This window comes from Flaviflagellibacter deserti, assembly GCF_042652085.1.
GTDB classification, from domain to species: domain Bacteria; phylum Pseudomonadota; class Alphaproteobacteria; order Rhizobiales; family Methylopilaceae; genus Flaviflagellibacter; species Flaviflagellibacter deserti.
Window position 1 is genome coordinate 89,390 of record NZ_JBHSJF010000008.1, and the last position, 15,880, is coordinate 105,269.

15 protein-coding genes are annotated in these 15,880 nt (G+C 63.9%); 8 read left to right on the forward strand and 7 right to left on the reverse strand.

Going from position 1 to position 15,880, the window contains the following annotated elements:
• Window positions 1–493 (forward strand): GDP-mannose 4,6-dehydratase (locus ACFPFW_RS16090; RefSeq protein WP_379771586.1); only part of this gene is annotated, 493 nt, incomplete at its 5' end.
• A gap of 3 nt (window positions 494–496) precedes the next feature.
• Here ACFPFW_RS16090 and ACFPFW_RS16095 read toward each other — a convergent pair.
• Entirely contained in the window at window positions 497–673 is a 177-nt protein-coding gene (locus ACFPFW_RS16095) for a hypothetical protein (protein ID WP_379771588.1), read from the reverse strand.
• 112 nt (window positions 674–785) lie between these two features.
• Between ACFPFW_RS16095 and ACFPFW_RS16100 the strand changes: the two genes are divergently transcribed.
• From ACFPFW_RS16100 to ACFPFW_RS16115, 4 genes are all read left to right on the forward strand, one after another.
• The gene (locus tag ACFPFW_RS16100) at window positions 786–1,670 is read left to right on the forward strand and encodes a methylated-DNA--[protein]-cysteine S-methyltransferase (protein ID WP_114956428.1); all 885 of its coding nucleotides are present in this window, start codon (window positions 786–788) and stop codon (window positions 1,668–1,670) included.
• A gap of 172 nt (window positions 1,671–1,842) precedes the next feature.
• The gene (gene typA / locus ACFPFW_RS16105) at window positions 1,843–3,666 is read left to right on the forward strand and encodes a translational GTPase TypA (RefSeq protein ID WP_114956427.1); all 1,824 of its coding nucleotides are present in this window, start codon (window positions 1,843–1,845) and stop codon (window positions 3,664–3,666) included.
• Window positions 3,667–3,817: 151 nt separating this feature from the next.
• Window positions 3,818–6,355 (forward strand): bifunctional lysylphosphatidylglycerol flippase/synthetase MprF, encoded by a 2,538-nt coding sequence (gene mprF / locus ACFPFW_RS16110; RefSeq protein WP_379771590.1) that lies wholly within the window; start codon window positions 3,818–3,820, stop codon window positions 6,353–6,355.
• The gene (locus ACFPFW_RS16115) at window positions 6,352–7,692 is read left to right on the forward strand and encodes an AcvB/VirJ family lysyl-phosphatidylglycerol hydrolase (protein WP_114956425.1); all 1,341 of its coding nucleotides are present in this window, start codon (window positions 6,352–6,354) and stop codon (window positions 7,690–7,692) included. The genes mprF and ACFPFW_RS16115 overlap by 4 nt, the downstream gene beginning before the upstream one ends.
• Before the next feature lie 132 nt (window positions 7,693–7,824).
• On the opposite strand, the gene cysK is transcribed toward ACFPFW_RS16115, so the two are convergent.
• The 6 genes from cysK to ubiE all read right to left on the reverse strand — a co-directional run bounded on the left by cysK (window position 7,825) and on the right by ubiE (window position 13,401).
• Window positions 7,825–8,808, reverse strand: coding sequence for a cysteine synthase A (gene cysK, locus ACFPFW_RS16120; RefSeq protein WP_114956424.1), 984 nt, complete (start codon window positions 8,806–8,808; stop codon window positions 7,825–7,827).
• 85 nt (window positions 8,809–8,893) lie between these two features.
• Complete coding sequence (locus tag ACFPFW_RS16125) at window positions 8,894–9,346, reverse strand: RrF2 family transcriptional regulator (protein ID WP_114956423.1); 453 nt, start codon at window positions 9,344–9,346, stop codon at window positions 8,894–8,896.
• Window positions 9,343–9,816, reverse strand: coding sequence for a dUTP diphosphatase (gene dut / locus ACFPFW_RS16130; protein WP_114956422.1), 474 nt, complete (start codon window positions 9,814–9,816; stop codon window positions 9,343–9,345). Before dut ends, ACFPFW_RS16125 begins: the two co-directional genes overlap by 4 nt.
• Window positions 9,813–11,036, reverse strand: coding sequence for a bifunctional phosphopantothenoylcysteine decarboxylase/phosphopantothenate--cysteine ligase CoaBC (gene coaBC / locus ACFPFW_RS16135; protein WP_114956421.1), 1,224 nt, complete (start codon window positions 11,034–11,036; stop codon window positions 9,813–9,815). Before coaBC ends, dut begins: the two co-directional genes overlap by 4 nt.
• A 24-nt stretch (window positions 11,037–11,060) precedes the next feature.
• On the reverse strand, window positions 11,061–12,623 hold the full coding sequence (ubiB, locus tag ACFPFW_RS16140; protein ID WP_114956420.1) for a 2-polyprenylphenol 6-hydroxylase: 1,563 nt from the start codon (window positions 12,621–12,623) through the stop codon (window positions 11,061–11,063).
• A gap of 7 nt (window positions 12,624–12,630) precedes the next feature.
• Window positions 12,631–13,401 carry a bifunctional demethylmenaquinone methyltransferase/2-methoxy-6-polyprenyl-1,4-benzoquinol methylase UbiE gene (gene ubiE / locus ACFPFW_RS16145; RefSeq protein ID WP_114956419.1) on the reverse strand — a complete coding sequence of 257 codons (771 nt, stop codon included), beginning with the start codon at window positions 13,399–13,401 and terminating at the stop codon, window positions 12,631–12,633.
• A gap of 68 nt (window positions 13,402–13,469) precedes the next feature.
• Here ubiE and mutM point away from each other — a divergent pair, with 68 nt between their 5' ends.
• From mutM to ACFPFW_RS16160, 3 genes are all read left to right on the forward strand, one after another.
• Window positions 13,470–14,348 carry a bifunctional DNA-formamidopyrimidine glycosylase/DNA-(apurinic or apyrimidinic site) lyase gene (mutM, locus tag ACFPFW_RS16150; protein ID WP_114956418.1) on the forward strand — a complete coding sequence of 293 codons (879 nt, stop codon included), beginning with the start codon at window positions 13,470–13,472 and terminating at the stop codon, window positions 14,346–14,348.
• Window positions 14,349–14,470: 122 nt separating this feature from the next.
• The gene (rpsT, locus tag ACFPFW_RS16155) at window positions 14,471–14,737 is read left to right on the forward strand and encodes a 30S ribosomal protein S20 (protein WP_114956417.1); all 267 of its coding nucleotides are present in this window, start codon (window positions 14,471–14,473) and stop codon (window positions 14,735–14,737) included.
• A 666-nt stretch (window positions 14,738–15,403) separates the two neighbouring features.
• Entirely contained in the window at window positions 15,404–15,850 is a 447-nt protein-coding gene (locus ACFPFW_RS16160; protein ID WP_114956416.1) for a rhodanese-like domain-containing protein, read from the forward strand.
• Window positions 15,851–15,880: the final 30 nt, after the last annotated feature.

The window sequence follows — 15,880 nt, forward strand, 5'->3', positions numbered from 1 at the left end:
CGGCGCCGATCCCAAGGGCCGCTCCGGCCAATCGACCCCGAACGCCACCCACCTCATCAAGGTCGCGGTCCAGGCCGCGCTCGGCCAGCGCGAGGCGCTCGACGTCTTCGGGACAGATTACGAAACCCGCGACGGCACCTGCGTCCGTGACTACATCCACGTCTCGGATCTGATCGCGGCTCACGCGCTCGCGCTCAATCACCTCGAAAACGGCGGGCCCAATCTCACGCTCAACTGTGGCTACGGGCAGGGCTATTCGGTGCTGGAGGTGATCGACGCGGTGAAGCGCGTCTCCGGCGTCGATTTCAAGGTCAACCTGTCGCCCCGTCGCCCGGGCGATCCGGCGAAGATCGTCGCCGCGGCCGACCGCATCCGCCGCAACCTTCACTGGGAGCCGTCTTATGACGATCTCGACACGATCGTCGCCCAGGCACTCGCCTGGGAGAAGCATCTCGGCGAACTCGGCTCGACGGGGAACGCCCGCCGAGGCTGAGATCTAGAACCGGCGCCGGACGCGGGAGTAGAAATAGGCCCCCACCGACGCCGCCAGGGCCGCGACGATTACCCAGAACAAGATGATGATCCCGATCGCGCCGAAGATCGCCTGAAGCGTGTCCCAGAAACCGATCTGGGCAATGGCGATAGCGAGCAGGACAATGATCAGAATGGGCATATAGGCGCGGCTCCCGTGTTGAGTCTCACTTCAACGCGCGAAGGCTGGTTTGGATCGACCTCGCAATCGTAATCGGGTGGCCGCAGGTCCCCCGAACGCCTACCTTGACGGCATGCTACAGGAAACCATCGCCCTCGCGGCCGAGCAGGCCGCACCCGTCGCCGCCGGTACGGACTACGACTATGTCCGTCGCGCGGTGGAATTCATGACCGCCAATTGGCGGCGCCATCCGGAGGTGGAGGAAGTCGCCGCCCATGTCGGCCTCTCGCCCTCCCATTTCCACCACCTGTTCCGCCGCTGGGCGGGGCTTTCGCCGAACATGTTCCTGCAGGCGCTGACGATCGACCGCGCCCGCGATCTCGTCCGTAATTCAAGCAATGTCCTCGACGCCAGCCTGGAACTCGGCCTATCCGGGCCCGGCCGTCTCCACGATCTTTTCGTCCAGCACGAGGCGATGTCGCCCGGCGAATGGAAGATCGGCGGAGCGGGCCTCCAGATCCGCTGGGGCTTCCATGAATCGCCTTTCGGCCGAGCTCTGGTGATGACCACCCCGCGCGGCCTTTGCGGCGTCGGTTTCTCGGACGGCGACGATCGTGCCGCTTTCGCGGACATGGCCGGGCGCTGGCCGAACGCCGCGTTCATCGAGGATGTCGCCTCCACCGAACCTTACGCGCGGCGCGCCTTTGAGCGTGAAAAATGGTCCCCGGATCAACCGCTCCGCGTGGTTCTGATCGGCACGGATTTCCAGATCCGTGTGTGGGAGAGCCTGCTGGAGATTCCGATAGGCCGTGCGGATACCTATGCGAATATCGCCCGCAAACTCGGTCAGCCCACCGCCGCGCGCGCGGTTGGGGCGGCGGTCGGACGAAATCCGATCTCCTTCTGCGTTCCCTGCCACCGAGTTCTCGGCAAATCGGGCGCGCTGACAGGCTATCATTGGGGCCTGACACGCAAGCAAGCCATGCTTGGCTGGGAAAGCGGAGCAGTTTCCGCCTGATCCAACCTATCCAAGGACAAGGCGCGGCCCGAATCTGGTCCGAGCCGCGTGCCGCTTGACCCACAGTCATTGCTTTTTCGCACGCCATGCCTATGGTGCGCGCCAAATCATGCACGGCCGCTCCCAGACGTCCGCACCAAGCGGCGGGGCGGCCTTTTTTGGATTCCGACTTATGAAACTGCGTAATATCGCGATCATCGCCCACGTCGACCATGGCAAGACCACTCTCGTCGACGAACTCCTGAAGCAGTCCGGCACCTATCGCGAAAACCAGCGCGTCGCCGAACGCGTGATGGACTCGAACGATCTCGAAAAGGAACGCGGCATCACCATCCTAGCCAAGGCGACCTCGATCGTCTGGAAGGATACCCGCATCAACATCGTCGACACCCCTGGCCACGCCGATTTCGGCGGAGAGGTCGAGCGCATCCTGAACATGGTCGACGGCGCGATCGTCCTCGTCGACGCCGCCGAAGGCCCGATGCCGCAGACCAAGTTCGTGGTCGGCAAGGCGCTGAAGGTCGGCCTCCGCCCGATCGTCGCGATCAACAAGGTCGACCGCTCGGACGCCCGTCCGTCCGAAGTCGTCAACGAGGTGTTCGACCTCTTTGCCGCGCTCGACGCGACCGACGAACAGCTGGACTTCCACATCCTCTACGGTTCCGGACGTTCGGGCTGGATGGCCAAGGCGCCGGAGGGCCCGCAGGACCAAGGCATGGCGCCGCTGCTCGATCTCGTGCTTGATCACGTGCCGGAGCCGAAGGTCGCAGCCGACAGCCAGTTCCGCATGATCGGCACCTTGCTCGAAGCCAATCCGTTCCTCGGCCGCATGATCACCGGCCGCATCACGTCCGGTTCGATCAAGCCGAACCAGAGCATCAAGGTGCTCGCGCAGGACGGCACCGTGGTCGAGCAGGGCCGCATTTCCAAGATCATGGCTTTCCGCGGCATCGAGCGGCAGGCGATCGAGGAAGGCGTCGCAGGCGACATCATCGCCATCGCCGGCCTGTCCAAGGGCACTGTTGCCGACACGTTCTGCGATCTCGGCGTCACCGAGCCGCTCAAGGCCCAGCCGATCGACCCGCCGACCGTCACCATGTCCTTCATCGTCAACGACAGCCCGCTTGCTGGCACCGAGGGCGACAAGGTCACCAGCCGCGTCATCCGCGACCGTCTGCTGAAGGAAGCGGAAGGCAATGTCGCACTGAAGATCGAAGAGGCGTCCGATAAGGATTCGTTCTTTGTGTCCGGCCGCGGCGAACTCCAGCTGTCCGTGCTGATCGAGACCATGCGCCGCGAAGGCTTCGAACTCTCGATCTCGCGCCCGCGCGTCGTTCTCCAGAAGGACGAAGCCGGCAATACGCTTGAGCCCGTCGAGGAAGTGGTGATCGACGTCGACGAGGAGCATTCCGGCGTCGTCGTGCAGAAAATGTCCGAACGGCGTGGCGAAATGCTGGAAATGCGCCCCTCCGGCGGCAACCGTCTTCGCCTCGTCTTCCGCGCTCCGACGCGCGGCCTGATCGGCTACCAGGCTGACCTGATGACCGACACACGCGGCACGGCGATCATGAACCGCCTGTTCCACGCCTATGAACCCTACAAGGGCGACATCGCCGGTCGCCGCAACGGCGTCTTGATCGCGAACTCGCCGGGCGAGGCCGTCGCGTACGCCCTCTGGAACCTCGAAGACCGCGGCCCGATGATGATCGAGCCCGGCTGGAAGGTCTATCAGGGCATGATCGTCGGCGAGCATACCCGCGACAACGATCTCGAAGTGAACGTGCTCAAGGGCAAGCAGCTGACGAACATCCGCACGACGTCGAAGGACGAGGCGGTGCGCCTGACGCCGCCGATCCGCATGACGCTCGAGCGCGCGCTGACCTACATCCAGGACGACGAGCGCGTCGAGGTGACGCCGAAGTCGATCCGCCTGCGCAAGGTTCATCTCGATCCGAACGAACGCAAGCGTTCGGAGAAGATGAAGGAAACGGCCTGACCTTCTAAGAGGCGCCGCGGCGCGCTAGGTTAGCCGCGGCCCTCCCTTTCCGATTGCAGTGGCTCTGTCGCGCATGACGGCATCTTCTGGACCGGAGCTTAGAGACGACGCCCCTAACGAAGAGGCGCCATCTTTCCTGTCTTTCGAGAGGATGGGGCGCTGGCGTTACCTCCTCTTCGGCATCGCCTCCGCCGCGCTGCTCGCCATCGTCGGCGTCGCGCTTTACCACCTAGCCTCCGAGATCACTTATGACGACGTCGTCGCCCAATTGGTGGCGACGCCATGGTCGGCGGTCTTTGCGGCGATCCTGATGACGGTCGGAAGCTTCCTGACCCTGTCGTTCTACGACATGGCGGCGCTCTCGTTCATCGGCAAACAGCGCCCGTGGCCCGCCGTCGCGCTGACCTCGTTCTTCGCCTTCGCGGTCGGCAACATCGCCGGTTTCGGACCGCTGACCGGCGGCGCGATCCGCTACCGCTTCTACTCCACGCTGGGCCTCGACGCCGTCGACGTCGGCAAGATCGTCGCCTTCGTGACGGCGACGTTCGGCATGGGCGTGATGGCAGTCACGAGCTTCGGGCTCGCGATCGTCGCCGAGGATGTCGCCGCGCCGCTGGGCATTCCACCGAACCTGCTTCGCATCGTCGGCTTGGCGGGCCTCGCCATCATCACCCTCATGCTGGTCGCATCGGCACGCCGGAAACCGTTCAAGCTGGGCCGGTTCGAGCTCGAACTTCCGACGCCGGCGATCCTGATCGGTCAGATCGTCATATCCGGCGTCGATCTGGCCTTCGCCGCCGCGGCGCTCTGGTTTCTGCTTCCCGAGAGCGGGATTTCGCTGCCGGCTTTCGTCGCGATCTTCTCGGTCGCGGTCGGGCTTGGCGTGCTGAGCCATGTCCCCGCCGGCATCGGCGTGTTCGAGGCGGTCATCGTCGGCGTGGTTTCGCAGACGGCCGATGTCGACCATGTGCTCGGAGGCCTCGTCCTCTTCCGCGCGGTCTACTACGTCCTGCCGCTCGTCACAGCCGCTCTGGTCGCCAGTGCGCTCGAGACCCGCCGCCTTGCCGAGGGTCCGCTCGCGCTAATCGTTCGCGCCGGCACCCGCGTCGCGCCGCCGGTTCTCTCCGCGCTGACCTTCGTCATCGGCACGATCCTCGTTCTGTCCGGCGTGACCCCGGCAACGTCGGACGCGCTCGATATCCTCTCGAACTACGTGCCGCTGCCAATTCTCGAAAGCGCGCACTTCCTCGCCAGCATCCTCGGCATCGGCCTCCTGATCGTCGCCCGCGGCCTGGCCTTCCGCCTCGACGGCGCCTGGTGGGCGGCGATGATCTCGATCGCCGTCGCTGTCGTGCTGTCGCTGATCAAGGCGATCGCCCTGGTTGAGGCCGTCCTTCTGGTCGCGCTCGGCATTCTCCTCTGGGCGACGCGGGACATGTTCACGCGTCCCTCGCGGCTGACCCATCAGGTGCTATCGCCGGTCTGGATGGTCGCCATCCTGACCATCATCATCACCGCTTTCGCCGTCCTGATGTTCGCCTACAGTGAGGTCGAATACACCCACGGTCTCTGGTGGGAATTCGAGTTCGAGAGCGAAGCTCCGCGCAGTCTTCGCGCTCTGCTGGGCGTCGCACTTGTCGCTGGCTTCGTCGCGGCGTGGAGCCTTCTCCGCCACGTCCAGACGCCGGTGTCGGTCGCAACTCCCGGAGAGATCGAAAAGGCACGGGCGATCGCGCAGGCGAGCGATCACGCCGATGCCAATCTTGTCGTGATGGGCGACAAGAGCCTGATGTTCTCCGACGACGGTCGGGCCTTCATCATGTACGGCGTCCGCGCCCGGTCATGGATCGCGCTGTTCGATCCGATCGGGCCGCAGGAATCCTGGCCCGGCCTGATCTGGGACTTCGTCGAGACCTCCCGCGCCGCCGGCGCCCGCGCGGTGTTCTATCAGGTGGCGGCCGAGAACCTAGCGCTCTACGCCGATGCCGGCCTGCAGGCTTTCAAATTGGGCGAAGAGGCGCGGCTCGACCTGACGACCTTCGATCTCACCGGCTCGAAACGCTCCGGTCTGCGCCAGAGCTATAATCGCGGCCAGCGCGACGGACTGAGCTTCGAGTTCATCCCGGTCGAGGCCGTGCCCGCGATCTACGACGACCTCGCCCGCATTTCGGCCGCATGGCTCGATCATCACAATGCGCGGGAGAAGCGATTCTCGCTCGGGGCCTTCATCAAGGACTATGTCCTGTCCCAGCCGGTGGCGGTCCTGCGCCACGAGGGAAAGATCATCGCCTTCGCCAACATAATGACCACCGAGACGCACGAGGAGGCGACCGTCGACCTGATGCGGTTCGCCCCCGGCGCGCCGAATGTGGCGATGGAATTCCTGTTCACGTCGCTCTGCCTGCAGCTGCGGCAGCAGGGCTATCGATGGTTCATCCTCGGCATGGCACCGCTCTCGGGCTTATCAGAAAGTCCGGCAGCCCCGCTCTGGCATCGGATCGGTCGGACGGTATTTTCCCACGGCGAGCGCTTCTACAATTTTCGCGGATTGCGGGCGTTCAAGAACAAATTCCATCCCGAGTGGAGGCCGCGTTATCTTGCGGTCCCTGGCGGCATCGAGCCGGCGCTCGCTCTGGCAGACGCCACCGCGCTCATCGGCGGTGGCTTGAAAGGTGTCCTCGGCAAATGAAGCGTATCGTCGTCGGTCTCTTTTTCTCGCTCCTCATTTCACCTGTGCTCGCGCAGACGACGTCGCCGGTCGCGACCCAATCTCCCACTCCCCCGAAGCTCGACACCGGACTGTTTGGCGATTCCAAAATCCTCCGACCGCAAGGTGACGCGCGCGGCGTGATTTTCCTGTTCTCGGGAGATCAAGGCTGGGGGCAGACAGAGGAGACGACCGCGCAGGTCCTCGCCACGGCCGGCGCCTTCGTCGTCGAGGTCGACCTGAAGGTCTATTCGGACGAGCTGAACAAGACGGACGGCGATTGCCTCTATCTGATCAGCGACGTCGAGGGCATCAGTTACCAGCTTCAGCGCGAGGCGGGTTCGCAGAACTATCGCTCGCCGATCATCGCAGGCTTCGGCACCGGCGGCGCGCTCGTCCTCGCCATGTCGCAGCAGACACCGGCGGCAACCGTCAGCCGGGCGCTCGCAATCGACCCGACGACACCGCCGACTTTCGCAAAGCCGATGTGCGGCCTCGACCGCGATCTTCCTGAAGTCGGGGTGGAGACCGTCGAGGCCCGCTTCACCGAGGCGGCCACTAAGGCCGGCCGCGATTACGTCGCTTCGCTGATCAAGCGCGACATGGACATCGACCTCGAGGACTCGACCGACGATCCGGGCAAGATCGTCGTTTCCATGCTGTCCGAGGAACTGGAGGTCGAGCCACCGTCGAAGGACCGTCTCGACAATCTGCCTCTGGAGGAACTCCCGACTGACAAGCCGTCGGACACGATCGCGATCGTCTATTCCGGCGATGGCGGCTGGCGCGACCTGGACAAGACAATCGCCGAGAACTTCCAGAAACACGGGATGCCGACGGTCGGCATCGACTCGCTCCGCTATTTCTGGTCGGAGAAGGCGCCGGCGACAGTCGCCAAGGATCTTCAGCTCATCATCGACACCTATACGAGCCGATGGAAAGCCCAGAAGGTGATGCTGGTCGGCTATTCGTTCGGCGCCGACATCCTGCCTGAGACATATAATCTCCTGCCGGCCGCAACGCGCGCGAAGATCCGCCAGATTTCGCTGCTCGGCTTCGCGGCCCAAGGCTCGTTCGAAATCTCGGTCGCCGGCTGGCTCGGCGGCGATTCCGGCGATTCACGGCCGGCGCTGAAACAGATCGAGCGCATCGACCCCAAGCTCATCCAGTGCTTCTACGGCAAGGAAGAGGACGACAGCGCCTGCCCGAAACTCGACAAGACGAAGGTCGAGCTGATCGCGATCGATGGCGGCCATCATTTCGACGGCGATTACGATGCCCTGGCCGACAAGATCCTAGCCGGCCTGAAAACACGCTGAGATTCTTCGGCGCGATTGAACCATTTCGGGAACGGCTGCGACCAAAGGATATGCGCCGCTGTCCCCTCCCGGCGCAGACATCTGGGCCGAGCCGTTTCCCCGCCCCCAAACAAACGGCTCGGCCCTTTTTGATCAGAGCCCTTCGAACAGAGCCGTCGACAGATAGCGCTCGGCAAAGCTCGGGATGATGATCACGATGTTCTTGCCGACCATTTCGGGCCGCGAACCGACCTCGATTGCTGCGGCGACCGCAGCACCCGACGAAATGCCGACTGGAATGCCTTCGAGCCGCGCGACCTTGCGGGCCATGTCGAATGAGGTCTGGTTGCCGACCGTCACGACCTCGTCGATCACCGAGCGGTTCAACACATCCGGAATGAAGCCGGCGCCGATGCCCTGAATCTTGTGCGGGCCGGGCTGACCGCCCGAGAGAACCGGAGAATCCTCCGGCTCGACAGCAACCATGCGGACGGCCGGGTTCTTCTGCTTCAGCACTTCGCCGACACCCGTGATAGTGCCGCCGGTGCCGACGCCGGAGATCACCACGTCGACCGTGCCCTCGGTGTCGTTCCAGATCTCTTCGGCGGTCGTCTTCTTGTGGATCGCCGGATTCGCCAGGTTCTTGAATTGCTGCGGCATGGCGGAGCCGGGAATCTCCTTCAGAAGCTCCTCGGCCTTGGCGACAGCGCCGCGCATGCCCTTGGCGCCCTCGGTCAGGACGAGTTCCGCGCCGAGCAGAGCGAGCATCTTGCGGCGCTCGATCGACATCGTTTCCGGCATCACGAGGATGAGGCGATAGCCACGTGCGGCCGCGACGAAGGCCAGAGCGATGCCGGTATTGCCGGAGGTCGGCTCGACCAGGGTACCGCCCGGCTTCAGCGCGCCGACGGCTTCCATCGCGTCGACCATCGCCACGCCGATACGGTCCTTCACGCTCGCGATCGGGTTGAAGAATTCGAGCTTGGCCAGCAGGTTGGCCTTCACGCCATGCTCACTGGCGATGCGGTTCAGGCGAACCAGCGGCGTGTTGCCGATCGTGTCGGTGATTGAGTCATAGATCCGGCCGCGCCCGGCGAACTGCGAAATCTGGGGCGTGCGTGCGGCAAACTGGGGCATCTGGTCCTCCCGTATCGGCCTTGCGGCCCGTGTCGTTAGAGAAAGGAGCGCGTTTCAGCCAAATCAAGGGCGGCGTATGCGCTCCTCAGATCGTAAAATCGTAGTTAGGAGTCGCCTCGCCGAAGACGCGGCGCGCCTGGGCATCGCGGCAAAGATCGTCGACCGTGATCTCGGCTAGCTTTTCGAGGAAGGTTTCCGAGGCCTGATCGATCGCCGGCATCACCACATCGCGGACAAGCCTGGACGGCTCGCCTTCATCCTCGCCGTTCTCCAGCGTTGCGCCGGAGGCAGCGCGGACGATATCGGCGACGGTGATACGCCGGCGCTCGCGGGCAAGCTCGTAGCCGCCGCGTGGGCCGCGCACCCCCTTCAGGATGCCAGAGCGCACGAGAACCTGAAGCAGGGTCTCCAGATGGCGAGGTGGCAGGCTGTGGCGCGCGGCCAGCGCCTTGGCCGCGATCGGCGCGGGGCGGGCGTGATAGGCGATATCGGCAACCGCAGCGATAGCGAGCAAGCTGCGGCGAGGTAGGAGATTCATCCGTGAGAAGCCTTTGAGTCGACACCGGTTGAGCCAAAGCCACCGGCTCCCCGTGTTGTGTCGCTTATCACATCTGTCTCATGCAAAACTACTGTTTCCACGCGTGCGATTACCAATTGCGCAATTCGCGACCCACGCATGACGGTGAAGGGTTCGGCGCCTAAATTCGCAAGTATGACCTGCACTTCGCCGCGATAGTCCGCATCGACCGTACCCGGCGAGTTCAGCACCGTGATGCCGTTCCGGAGCGCCAAACCGGACCTTGGACGAACCTGGCCCTCGAAGCCGTGAGGCAACTGGAGCACAAGTCCGGTCGGAACAAGCGCCCTCCCTCCAGGACTTAACTCTATAGGGGAATGTTCCGCAACCGCTGCAACCAGATCCATCCCGGCGGCACCTGCGGTCTCGTAGCGTGGCAGAGGCAGGCCCTCTGCATGCGGCAGCCGCTTGACGGAGATAGTCGTCGTCATTGGTTCTTTCCCAGGAGAGAAGCGATCCGGTCGATAAGCCGTCCGGCGACTTCGTCCTTGGCCATCGACGGCCATGTCTCGACGCCTGACACGCTGACGAGATGAACGCTGTTCGATGCGCCGCCCATGATTCCTGTCGCGGGAGAAACATCGTTGGCGACGATGAGATCGCAGCCTTTGCGCGCGAGCTTCGCCTGCGCGTTTGCGATGACGTCGTTCGTCTCGGCCGCGAAGCCGACGACGAGCGTGGGACGCCCGATCCTGCGCTGCGCGATGGTCGCCAGGATGTCCGGATTCTCGACGAGGGTGAGCGCCGGAGGCCCGGCCGGCCCCTTCTTGACCTTCGACGCGCTTTCCTCGGCGACCCGCCAGTCGGCGACGGCCGCGGCGAAGACGGCAACGTCCGAGGGAGGAGCGCTTTCTACGGCCGCCAGCATCTCGCGCGCGGTCTCGACATGGACGACCCTTACGCCGCACGGATCGGGAATGCTCACGGGACCGGAGACCAACACGACCTCGGCCCCGGCATCCGCGGCCGCCTGCGCGATCGCATGGCCCTGACGCCCGGACGAACGGTTGGCCAATACCCGAACGGGGTCGATCGGTTCGTGAGTCGGCCCCGACGTCACCAAGACCCGGCGTCCCGCCAGGCTCTGCTCCTTCGGTGCCAGGAGGTGCTCGACAGCGGCGACTATTTCCAGCGGCTCCGCCATCCGACCGACACCCGCTTCGCCACGCTCCGCCATCGTCCCGCTGTTCGGTCCGACGAAGCGGATTCCATCCTGCCGAAGCTGATCGGCGTTCCGGCGCGTCGCCGCGTTCTGCCACATCCGCGGGTTCATCGCGGGAGCAACAAGGATCGGTTTGTCGGTGGCCAGCAGAGCCGTCGACGCCAGATCATTGGCGAGCCCGCTCGCCATCTTGGCCAGGAGATCGGCCGTTGCCGGAGCGACGACGACGGCGTCGGTGTCGCGCGCCAGCCGGATATGGCCGATATCGCTCTCCTCGGCGAGGTCGAATAGGTCGGTGAAGACCCGGTCTCCGGTGATCGCGCCCACGGCAAGCGGCGTCACGAATTTTGCGCCGGCATCGGTCAGGATCGCGCGCACAACGGCACCGCGCTCCTTCAGGCGGCGGATCAGGTCGAGGCTCTTATACGCGGCGATGCCCCCGCCGATGATCAGCAGGACGCGGCGGCCGGAAAGTTGGTGTTCCGTCATGGGGAAACCTTAGACCGCGATTGCCTAACGCAAATAGATCAGGACCGCGAGAAGCGCGGCGATCACCCACAGCGCGAGCGTCATCCAGAGCGAGCCGCGCGAGCGTGCCGTCTCGACCGAACGCAGGCTTTCCTTCGAGATCGGGAAGCCGTCGACCGTCATCAGTTCGACCTGCGCCGCGATCCGCTCCGCCCTCACGAGTAGGTCCGGTAGCGCAGCTATGCCTTGCACCAGCCGGCCGAAGCCGTTGACGGCATCGTCCAGCTTGCCCTGCGGACCGAGATTTCGGGTGATCCATTCGCGGACGACGGGATCGGCCGTCTTCCACAGATCGAGCTTCGGATCGAGCGAACGCGCCACGCCTTCGACCACAACCATGGTCTTCTGCAGCATGATGAGTTCGACCCGCGTCTTCATGTCGAAGAGTTCGGTGACCTCGAACAGCTGCGTGAGGAGCCGCGCCATCGAGATTTCTTCTGCCGTGCGGTCATGGATCGGCTCGCCGATCGAGCGCAGCGCGCGCGCGAAATCCTCGACCGACTGGTCGAGCGGCACATAGCCGGCCTGGAAATGGACCTGGGCGACGCGCAAGTAGTCGCGCTCGATGAAGCCGTAGAGGATTTCCGCGAGGAAGCGTCTCTCCTTGGGCCCGAGCCGGCCAGTGATGCCGAGATCAATCGCGACGATGTTCCCGGCGGCATCCACGAACAGGTTTCCGGGATGCATGTCGGCATGGAAGAAGCCGTCGCGCATCGCATGGCGCAGGAAGGACTGGATCAGCGTCCGGCCAAGCGCCGGAAGATCGTGCCCGGCCGCGGCCAGGCCGGCGTGGTCGGCGAGCGGGATACCGTCTACCCATTCGAGCGTCAGCACGTCCTTGGCGGTGCGCTCCCAGTCCACGGCCGGCACCCGGAATCCCGGATCGTCCCGCGTGTTCTCCGCGAGCTCGGACAGGGCCGCCGCCTCAAGGCGGAGGTCCATCTCGAACGCGACCGAGCGGGCCAGCGTATCGACCACCGCGACCGGACGAAGCCGCCGGGCCAGCGGACTCCAGCGCTCCATCTGATAGGCAAAGGTATAGAAGGTCTGCAGATCGCGATTGAACCGGCGGGCGACGCCTGGCCGAAGAACTTTCACCGCCACGGGACGGAGTTTGCCGCCGCTGCGGATCTCCGCTTTGTGGACCTGGGCGATCGACGCCGCAGCGACGGGCGGGCCAAATTCGGTGAAGGCGTTTTCGATGGTGCGGCCGAGAGCGCGCTCGACGCTTTCCTCGGCCCCCTTGAAGGGCGGCATACGATCCTGCAGCGATTCGAGATCGCGAGCGACCTCGGCTCCGACCACGTCGGGCCGCGTCGCCAGGAACTGTCCGAGTTTCACATAGGACGGCCCCAGCCGGTCGAGGGCAGCCGAAATCCGGACAGCACGGGCATCCGGCGTCCGGCGCTCGATCAGCCGGAAGATACGCACGCCGAAAGCCGCCGCCGGCGGCATGATGCTGGTGTCGAGCGAACTCAGCACGCCCTCGCGAGCGAAGACATATGCCGCCCGGGTCATCCGGCCGAGATGCGCGAGGGCGGACAGCATCGGACGGCTAGAGACGCCAGCCGGAGTGCAGCGCGGCGACGCCCGCCGTGAACGGCGTATACGAGACGCGACTGAAACCCGCCTTCCGCATCATGTCGGCGAGGTCGTCCGGTGGCGGAAAACGGCGGATCGATTCAACTAGATAACGATAGGGCTCACCATCGCCGGCGATCAGCTGGCCGAGCCGCGGAATCGCCTTGAACGAATACGCATCATAGATCCTGTCGAGCCCCGGCACGTCGACGGTCGAGAATTCGAGGCAGAAGAACCGGCCGCCCGGAACCAGAACCCGGCACATCTCGGCAAGAGCGAGATCCATACGGGGAACGTTGCGCAGGCCGAACGAAATCGTCACCGCCTCGAAGCTGCCGCTGGCGAAGGGCAGGCTCTCGGCCGTTCCCTCGACGACCTCGACGCGATCGGCATAGCCTTCTTTCTCGGAACGTCCGCGTCCGACCTCGAGCATCGCCGGATTGATGTCGAACAGAGTGACATGGGTTCCTGGTCCGCCGCGCTTCAGCGCACGCAGGCCGATATCGCCGGTGCCGCCCGCGACATCGAGCAGCCGGAAGCGCCGCGCGCCTCTCGGAAGGCCGAGTTCGTTGATCAGCGCATTCTTCCAGAGTCGGTGCAGCCCGCCTGACATGACGTCGTTCATGACGTCGTAGCGGCTCGCGACGCGTTCGAAGACGCTATTGACCAGGCCCTGCTTCTCGCCGAGCGAGACGGACTCGAAGCCAAAATGCGTGGTATCCGAGGCGTTCGCGCTGTTGGACATACCGACCCTTTCCATGGGCGCGGACCCTATCCTAACCGTTTGCGGCACGCTAGTTTGCGCCGCCTCAGATGCCAGAACTTCCTGAAGTCGAAACAGTTCGCCGCGGATTGGAGCCCGCACTTGTCGGAGCGCGGCTCGTCTCCGTCGAGACGCGCCGCCCCGATTTGCGCTTTCCCCTACCGGAGAATTTCGTCGCGCGGCTTACCGGCCGGCGGATCGAGTCACTTTCGCGGCGCGCGAAATACCTCCTCGCCGATTTCGATGACGGCACGGTGCTGATTTCGCATCTCGGGATGTCCGGCTCGTTCCGGATCGTATCGGCGGCCGAAGCCGGGAAGACGCCCGGCGTCTTCCTTCATCCGCGCTCGAAGGCTGAACTCCACGACCATATCGTGTTCCGCACCGATCGCGGCGACTCCATTATATATAACGACCCGCGCCGTTTCGGTTTCATGCTGCTGACGACGCGCGCCGGACTGCCGGACCATCCCTCTATCCGCAATCTCGGCATCGAACCTTTGGGCAACGAGCTCGATGGACCCATGCTGGCCAAGGCTTTCGCTGGACGCTCGACGAGCATGAAGGCGGCGTTGCTCGATCAGAGCGCGATCGCGGGGCTCGGCAATATATATGTGTGCGAGGCGCTCCATCGCGCCGGTATCTCGCCAAAGCGCGAAGCCAGGGCCCTTGCCGCGCGAGGAGGCGCGCCGAAGGCTTCCCTCCTCGCATCATCGATCCGCGATGTGCTGGAAGAAGCCGTCGTGGCCGGCGGGTCCAGCATCAGCGATCATGTCCAGACCTCCGGCGAGCTCGGCTATTTCCAGCATAGCTTCCGCGTCTACGAGCGGGAGGGCGAACCCTGCCTGCGCTCGGGATGTTCCGGAACGGTCAAGCGCATCGTTCAATCGGGCCGCTCGACATTTTATTGCCCGGTCTGCCAGCGATAGAGGCTTCGGCCGTTGACCTTCGGCCATGCTCGGACTATGAGAACCGCCAATGCGGCGGGGTCCTCTCCGCCGCCAATCTTTTTTGTGCGCCTCCATAGGCGCCCGATCGTGGGAATCAGAACATGGCCAATACTGCCTCGGCCAAGAAGGCGGCTCGCAAGATCGAGCGCCGCACCGAGATCAACGGCGCTCGCAAGAGCCGGATGCGCACCTTCCTCAAGAAGGTCGAGGAAGCCCTGGCCTCCGGCGACCAGAAGGCCGCCTCCGCTGCGCTCCAGGCCGCCCAACCCGAAATCATGCGCGCCGCGCAGAAGGGCGTTCTTCACAAGAACACCGCGTCCCGCAAGGTCTCGCGCCTCTCGGCTCGCGTGAAAGCTCTCAACGCCTGATCTTTCGTACGTACTGCTACGCAAAAGCCCGGCCTTGTGCCGGGCTTTTTGTTTTGCGTCATATGTCAGTTGTGGAAGCGTCACACATAGTCACGAAGCGGCGCAAACCGCTTGACTCGCGATTCCGCTGAATCCTGAGCGAGACGCTGAATCGCGCGGCTGACCGAGTAAAAATTACTCATATATTTCATTGACTTAGCGGCAAGACGTCAGATGGACCGCGAGTCTCCTAAGAAGAACTTCCCGACAAGGGTCATCGTTTAGAAATTTTTGCGAGAGCGATGCTTACGCGACGTTTTTGTGAATCTCTCGAAAACTCAGGCATTTGCAGTTTGCCGAAACGCCGCGAGTCAGATTGCGGCAAGACCGTGGCTCGATTCGGGCGCTGAATCGTGTTGCGCCGTCCGACCCGGCATGCCTATCTTGAGCCCTGTCGACGGGGCCGGGACCTCGAAGACTTCACGTCATGTGCAAGCGTATAACGCCCTTACAGATTCTGGGGATGGAGAAGATGTGTCTGGATTCCGCTAGCAGGGGTGCTTCCGGATTCTTGCGTGGGGATAGTTGTATCTGCGTGCTGTTGCTCCCCTTACCCTAGTGCTGCGTACAAAAAACAATTCATAAATCTTGGGTGAGGCGCGTTCTATTACGCGCTTAGGAGCTAGAATGGATCAAGATCACAATCCGGGTCATGCCGGAAATGTTGATGCGCCGTCCGCCTATCAAGACTTGGCCCGCACACGCGAGGCGCAATTGGTTGATGTGCGGACGAGGGCCGAATGGAGTTTCGTCGGAATTCCGGACCTGGGTGGGATGGGCAAGGAACCCATCCTCCTTGAATGGCAGGTCTGGCCGACGATGCAGGTCGTGGGAGATTTCCTCGACCGACTCGCGGCGGAACTCGCTAGCCGCGGCCTGGATGAGAAAACGCCGCTCTACTTTCTATGCCGGTCGGGCGTCCGCAGCAGTGCTGCGGCAGTAGCCGCCGTTGGGGCTGGATTTCCGAACAGCTTCAACATCAGCGGCGGCTTCGAAGGCCCGCTGAATGATGACCGGCATCGGGGTGCAGTCGTTGGCTGGAAGGCCAGCGAACTCCCCTGGATACAGAGTTGAGGATCGCCGCCATGTCAGAAGACCTTTCGT